At 62.6% G+C, this 6520-nt stretch carries 6 protein-coding genes and 1 pseudogene; 6 read left to right on the top strand and 1 reads right to left on the bottom strand.

Annotation, left to right across the window (positions count from 1 at the left end; genetic code table 11):
• Window positions 1-153: 153 nt before the first annotated feature.
• A complete protein-coding gene (locus Q0105_RS18050; RefSeq protein ID WP_298213630.1) occupies window positions 154-1275 on the bottom strand; it encodes an MBL fold metallo-hydrolase in 1122 nt (373 codons plus the stop codon).
• A gap of 126 nt (window positions 1276-1401) precedes the next feature.
• Between Q0105_RS18050 and Q0105_RS18045 the strand changes: the two genes are divergently transcribed.
• The 6 genes and pseudogenes from Q0105_RS18045 to Q0105_RS18020 all read left to right on the top strand — a co-directional run.
• Entirely contained in the window at window positions 1402-1797 is a 396-nt protein-coding gene (locus tag Q0105_RS18045) for a MerR family DNA-binding transcriptional regulator (RefSeq protein ID WP_298213632.1), read from the top strand.
• A gap of 42 nt (window positions 1798-1839) precedes the next feature.
• A complete protein-coding gene (locus Q0105_RS18040) occupies window positions 1840-2301 on the top strand; it encodes a PaaI family thioesterase (protein ID WP_298213628.1) in 462 nt (153 codons plus the stop codon).
• A gap of 41 nt (window positions 2302-2342) precedes the next feature.
• Entirely contained in the window at window positions 2343-3533 is a 1191-nt protein-coding gene (locus Q0105_RS18035; RefSeq protein ID WP_298213626.1) for an isovaleryl-CoA dehydrogenase, read from the top strand.
• 46 nt (window positions 3534-3579) lie between these two features.
• The gene (gene can / locus Q0105_RS18030; RefSeq protein WP_298213624.1) at window positions 3580-4239 is read left to right on the top strand and encodes a carbonate dehydratase; all 660 of its coding nucleotides are present in this window, start codon (window positions 3580-3582) and stop codon (window positions 4237-4239) included.
• A 44-nt stretch (window positions 4240-4283) separates the two neighbouring features.
• Window positions 4284-6080, top strand: coding sequence for a bifunctional isocitrate dehydrogenase kinase/phosphatase (gene aceK / locus Q0105_RS18025; protein ID WP_298213622.1), 1797 nt, complete (start codon window positions 4284-4286; stop codon window positions 6078-6080).
• A gap of 54 nt (window positions 6081-6134) precedes the next feature.
• Window positions 6135-6520: pseudogene (locus Q0105_RS18020) on the top strand (acetyl-CoA C-acetyltransferase); the annotation flags it as partial.

Genomic DNA, 6520 nt, shown 5'->3' with positions numbered 1-6520 from the left:
TTACAGCCCAAACCGCCCTTCTGCTCCCCATGGAGTAGAAGGGCGCTTTGCTTTGGGGCATCCAGTTTGCGCAAAGAGGCGAACTTTCCTCAGGCGGCAGCGAACTGGGGCAGGGATCTCAATGTCGCCCCACGAATACGGGGCCTACCAAGTTTAGGCAGCGTCCAATTGAACGCGCAGGTGCTCCGCGCGCTGTGTATCCCCTGGCGGATACTGAAACCTGTGGACACCCGCAGCGCTGAGAGTTCGCTCCAACTGCCCGTTGAACCATAGCCAATGCAAATGCGCCAAGGCTTCGCCCATGGCGAAGGTCATCTGGTGCGAATCCAGCGGGCGCTTGAACATGATGGGCAGTACATCGGCTGCGGACAGTGCACTGTTATGGGCGGCATCAAGAATTTCTCCCAGTCGCTCCCGGTGGTGGTTTTGTAGCTGCTGGATGCGCTCGTGCAAGCCTTGGAAGGGTTTGCCGTGGGACGGCAGAACGAGCGTACCGGGCGGCAATACCAAGTAGCGAAGCAGTGATTGCAGGAAGAGCTGGAGAGGATTGGACTCCGGCTCTGCCGCATGAACGCTGACATTGGTAGAGATGCGTGGCAAGACCATGTCGCCGCTGATGAGGGTGGTCAGTTCTGGGCAATACAGCGCCATGTGCTCAGGCGCATGCCCATAGCCGCTGATACATTGCCAGGCCCGGCCGCCGATGTCGATGGAGTCCCCATCCATGATTCGCCGAAAAGTGGACGGCAATGAGGGCACCAGGGTGGGGAAGTACGACACCCGCCCACGGACATGCTGGAGAAAAGCCTCGTCCTGCGTGCCGTGCAAGAGGTAGAAGTCCGCACTGGCCTCCCCGCCAAATCCACCGCGATCGTAGATCGCGGTCCTGGCGACGTTGTAGTCGGTGGCGCTGATCCAGAGGCGCACATTCCATCGGTCACACAGCCAATGCGCCAGCCCGATGTGGTCTGGGTGCATGTGGGTGACGATCACGCGCAGGATGGGCAAGCCTTCCAGGCAGTTGGCGAACACTTGCTCCCATTGTGCGCGTGTGGTGGCGCTGTCGATACAGCAGTCCACCACTGTCCAACCGTCCACCAGGGTGCCGCTGGCGTTGGGCTGCCGGTCGCGCAGCAGCCACAGATTGATGTGATCGAGTGCAAACGGCAGCCCCATGCGTATCCACTTGATCCCAGGTGCAACCTCCACGGTCGCTCCCTCGGCGGGGAGGATATCGCCCAGCGGATAGTGGATCTGGTGTTCGAGTGGATTCATGGTGACAATGGGATAGGTTAGCATTGACGTTAACGTAAACGTCATGCACTCGATGCATTGTAGGGAACGATGGCCGTGGGGCTGTCTCCTGTGCGAAACCCATCCTGCGGCATGCAGCAACCGACCATGGCCAACACCTTCACCATCAGCGACCTTGCCAAAGAGTTCGATCTCACCACTCGGGCGATCCGTTTCTACGAAGACATGGGGCTGCTGCAGCCGGAGCGCACCGGTCCCGCCGGCCGCAACCGCGTCTACAGCGCCCGCGACCGCACGCGCCTGCGCCTGACGCTGCGGGCCAAGCGCCTGGGCTTGTCGCTGACGGAGGCCAAGGAGATCATCGACCTCTACGACAGCCCTCGCGACACTGGCGTGCAACTGCGCAAGTTCCTTGATGTACTCGTCGTTCACCGCAAGCAACTCGAAGAGCAGATGGCCGATCTGCAGGCCAATCTGGAAGAGGTGCGGGAGCACGAAGAGGAGGCGCGCGCACTACTGTTGAAGGTGGAAAAGCAAAAATGATTGATAATTGACGTTTACGTAAACGTAAATCAGGAGATCGTCGTGAGCTTGCCTTCCTTTGAGCCCCGCTGCGCTGACTATGCAGATCGTGTGTGCGACAGCTTCGCCCGCCAAGGGGCCATGCAGACGCTGGGCGCGCGCTTGGGCCTGGTGGCGCCGGGCGCGGTGGATATCGAGCTGGGCTGGGCCGCTGGCCTGACCCAGCAGCATGGCTTTCTGCATGCGGGCATGGTGGCCACGGCGCTGGACTCGGCCTGCGGCTATGCGGGGTTCGCCTTGATGGAGGCCGATGCGGCCGTGCTCACGATTGAATTCAAGATCAACCTGCTGGCTCCTGCCAAGGGCGAGCGGTTTCGGATGGAAGGGCGGGTGATCAAGCCCGGCCGCACCATCACGGTGTGTGAAGGCCGCGCCTTTGCTATCGACGGCAACCAAGAAAAACTGGTGGCCACCATGGGTTGCACGCTCATGGCTGTCACCGGGCGCGACGCCATCCAAGGCTGAACCCGCCACCTTTCTCTACCCATTCTGAGGAGACATTTACCATGAGCATTCCCGCCAACCTTCCTGGCCTGAACTTCCAACTGGGCGAAGACATCGACGCCTTGCGCGACGCCGTGCGCGACTTTGCACAGGCCGAGATCGCGCCACGTGCCGCCGAGATCGACCACAACGACCAGTTCCCAATGGACCTGTGGCGCAAGATGGGTGAGCTGGGCGTGCTGGGCATCACCGTGCCCGAGCAATACGGCGGCGCCGCCATGGGCTATCTGGCCCACATGGTGGCCATGGAGGAGATCTCGCGCGCCAGCGCTTCGGTGGGCCTGTCCTACGGTGCGCACAGCAACCTGTGCGTGAACCAGATCAACCGCAATGGCAGCGAGGCGCAGAAGGCCCAATACCTGCCCAAGCTCATCAGCGGCGAGCATGTGGGTGCGTTGGCCATGAGCGAGCCCGGCGCGGGCTCCGACGTGATCAGCATGAAGCTCAAGGCCGAGGACAAGGGCGGCTACTACCTGCTCAACGGCAGCAAGATGTGGATCACCAACGGCCCCGACGCCGACACCTTGGTGGTCTATGCCAAGACGGAGCCCGAGCTGGGCGCGCGTGGCGTTACCGCCTTTCTGATCGAGAAGGGCATGCCGGGCTTTAGCGTGGCGCAAAAGCTCGACAAGCTGGGCATGCGCGGCAGCCACACGGGCGAGCTGGTGTTCAACAACGTCGAGGTGCCTGCCTCGCAGATCCTGGGCGGCCTGAACCAGGGCGCCAAGGTGCTCATGAGCGGGCTGGACTACGAGCGCGCGGTGTTGACCGGCGGCCCCTTGGGCATCATGCAATCGGTGATGGACAACGTGATCCCTTACATTCACGACCGCAAGCAGTTCGGCCAGAGCATTGGCGAATTCCAGCTCATCCAGGGCAAGGTGGCAGACATGTACACCGTGCTCCAGGCGGGGCGCTCGTTTGCCTATACCGTGGCCAAGAACCTGGACATGTTGGGGACCGACCATGTGCGCCAGGTTCGCAAGGACTGCGCCAGCGTGATCCTCTGGTGTGCCGAGAAGGCCACCTGGATGGCGGGTGAGGGCGTGCAGATCTTCGGCGGCAACGGCTACATCAACGAGTACCCTCTGGGGCGTTTGTGGCGCGATGCCAAGCTGTACGAGATCGGCGCGGGAACGAGTGAAATCCGCCGCATGCTGATTGGCCGGGAGCTGTTTGCCGAGACCTGCTGACCTGAGACAGCGGGCCCATTGACCTTACTAAAGAGCCAGAGACTCCATGCCCACCTCCGTCGAAGACCTGTTTGCACACAACCGCGCCTGGGCTGCCCAGATGGAGCGCGAGCGCCCCGGTTTCTTCACCGGCCTGCTCGCGCAGCAAAAGCCCAAGTACATGTGGATCGGTTGCTCCGACAGTCGTGTGCCCGCCAACCAGATCACGGGGCTGGAGCCGGGCGAGGTGTTCGTGCACCGCAACGTGGCCAACGTGGTGGTGCCCACCGACCTCAACTGCCTGTCCACCATCCAGTTCGCGGTGGACCAATTGCATGTTGAACACCTGATGGTGGTGGGCCACTACGGCTGCGGCGGCGTGTTGGCCGCGCTGGAGGGCACACGGGTGGGCCTGGCGGACAACTGGATCCGCCATGTGACCGATGTGCGCGACCGCCACCGCGACCTGATTGCGTCCATCGAGCCCCAGTGGCGCCACGACGTGTTGTGCGAGCTGAACGCCATCGAGCAGGTGGTGAATGTGGCGCAGAGCACGGTGATGCTCGACGCCTGGGGCCGGGGCCAGAAGGTCACGCTGCACGGCTGGTGCTATGGTCTGAAAGATGGCCTCATCAACAACCTGCACATGTCCGTGGACAGCACCGAAGGCCTGGATTCGCTCTACAGGGCGGCCATTGCCGGTGTGGCTGCGGTCAAAAGGCAGTAAGCCGCAGCCTTGGCTGCGCGACGGTTGAGAAAAGAATCCCTGCCATGTTCCCGCAACGCCTTGACGCACCCCAGGCCTATGGCATTGCCAAGGCCATGATGGACGGATTCAACCGCCACTACCGGTTGTTCCGCACCGAGTCCGCGCGGGCCAAGCACCGCTTTGAAACCGGGGACTGGCACGGCCAGCAGCGGGCGCAGCGCGAGCGCATCGAGTTCTACGACCTGCGCGTGAAAGAGTGCGTGCGCCGCCTGGAGAAGGAGTTTGGCGCGGGTGCGCAGCCCATGGACGTGTGGCACCAAGTCAAGCTGCACTACATCGGCCTGCTGGTCAACCACCACCAGCCCGAGCTGGCCGAGACCTTCTTCAACTCGGTCACCACCAAGATCCTGCACCGCACGCATTTCCACAACGACTTCATCTTTGTGCGCCCGGCCGTCAGCACGGAGTACATCGAAAACGACGAGCCTGCTGCGCGCCCCACCTACCGGGCCTATTACCCCTCGCGCGACAACCTGCACGAGACCTTTCACCGCATCATCGAGAACTTCCAACTCCAGCGCGATTTTGCCGACCTGGCGCGTGACACTGCCTGCGTGGTGGCCGCCATGCGCAGCCGGCTCGACAAGGTGCGGCTGCGCGCCAACTTCCAGGTGCAGGTGCTCACCAGCCTGTTCTTTCGCAACAAGGGCGCCTATGTGGTGGGCAAGATCATCAACGGCTTCAACGAAGTGCCGTTTGCGCTGCCCATCCTGCACGACGACAACGGTAAATTGTTCATCGACGCCGCGCTGTTCGGTGAAGACGACATGCAGATGCTGTTCAGCTTTGCGCGCGCCTACTTCATGGTGGACATGGAGGTGCCCAGCGCCTACGTGCAGTTTCTGCGCAGCCTCATGCCGCGCAAGCCCAGGGCCGAGATCTACAACGCGCTGGGCCTGGCCAAGCAGGGCAAGACGCTGTTTTACCGCGACTTTCTGTACCACCTGAAGCACTCCAGCGACAAGTTCCGCATCGCCCCCGGCATCAAGGGCATGGTGATGCTGGTGTTCGACCTGCCGAGCTTTCCGTTCGTGTTCAAGCTCATCAAGGACTACTTTCCGCACCAGAAGGAAACCACGCGCGAGCAGGTGAAGGGCAAGTACCTGCTGGTCAAGCAGCACGACCGCGTGGGCCGCATGGCCGATACGCTGGAATACAGCGAAGTGGCGTTTCCGCGCGACCGGTTCGACGACGAACTGATTGCCGAGATCCAGAAATTCGCCCCCAGTCAGCTCGAAATCAGCGACCGCGATGGCGACGGCCAGACCGAGGTCATCATCAAGCACCTGTACATCGAGCGGCGCATGATCCCGCTCAACATCTACCTGCAGGAAGCCTTTGACACAGGCCTGGCCGACCCGCGCGCGCGCCAGCAGATGGAGCACAGCGTCATCGAATACGGCAACGCCATCAAGGACCTGGTGGGCGCCAACATCTTCCCCGGCGACATGCTCTGGAAGAACTTCGGCGTCACGCGCAACGGCAAGGTCGTGTTCTACGACTACGACGAGATCGAATACCTCACCGACTGCAACTTCCGCCGCGTGCCCGCGCCGCGCAACGAAGAGGAAGAGATGAGCGGCGAGATCTGGTACAGCGTGGGCCCGCGCGATGTGTTCCCCGAAACCTTCGGCCCCTTCCTGCTGGGCAACGACGCCGTGCGCGAGGTGTTCATGCAACACCACGCCGACCTGCTCGACGCCGCCTTCTGGCAGTCGCACAAGGAGCGCATCCAGGCAGGCCATATGTTCGACGTTTTCCCCTACGACGCGGAGCGCCGCTTCGCCCACGGCGACTAGCGCCTGGCACTCGCTGTCTTTCTTCCCACCGAACCACTTTCAGGAGATTTCACCATGTCTGCATCCTCCCAAGACCCCATCGTCATCGTCGGCGCCGCACGCACCCCCATGGGCTCGCTGCAGGGCGATTTTTCGAGCCTGGCCGCACACGACCTGGGCGGCGCCGCCATCAAGGCCGCCATCGAGCGTGCGGGCGTGTCGCCTGACGCTGTGGGCGAGGTGCTGTTCGGCAACTGCCTGATGGCGGGCCAGGGCCAGGCCCCTGCGCGCCAGGCGGCTTTCAAGGGCGGCCTGCCCAAGGGCGCGGGGGCGGTCACGCTCAGCAAGATGTGTGGTTCGGGCATGAAGGCCGCCATGATGGCGCATGACATGCTGCTGGCCGGCTCGCACGACGTGATGGTGGCGGGCGGCATGGAGAGCATGACCAACGCCCCCTACCT

Origin of the sequence: Acidovorax sp., assembly GCF_027492855.1 — a bacterium.
Taxonomy (GTDB): Bacteria; Pseudomonadota; Gammaproteobacteria; order Burkholderiales; family Burkholderiaceae_C; genus Acidovorax.
Note: the sequence above shows the minus strand (reverse complement) of the source record. Positions and strands in the feature narration are given on the sequence as shown.

Excerpts from the sequence above, each read along its gene's own strand:
- Q0105_RS18050 (WP_298213630.1), bottom strand. The coding sequence starts at position 1,275 with ATGAATCCACTCGAACACCAGATCCACTATCCGCTGGGCGATATCCTC.
- Q0105_RS18045 (WP_298213632.1), top strand. The coding sequence starts at position 1,402 with ATGGCCAACACCTTCACCATCAGCGACCTTGCCAAAGAGTTCGATCTC.
- Q0105_RS18035 (WP_298213626.1), top strand. The coding sequence starts at position 2,343 with ATGAGCATTCCCGCCAACCTTCCTGGCCTGAACTTCCAACTGGGCGAA.
- can (WP_298213624.1), top strand. The coding sequence starts at position 3,580 with ATGCCCACCTCCGTCGAAGACCTGTTTGCACACAACCGCGCCTGGGCT.
- aceK (WP_298213622.1), top strand. The coding sequence starts at position 4,284 with ATGTTCCCGCAACGCCTTGACGCACCCCAGGCCTATGGCATTGCCAAG.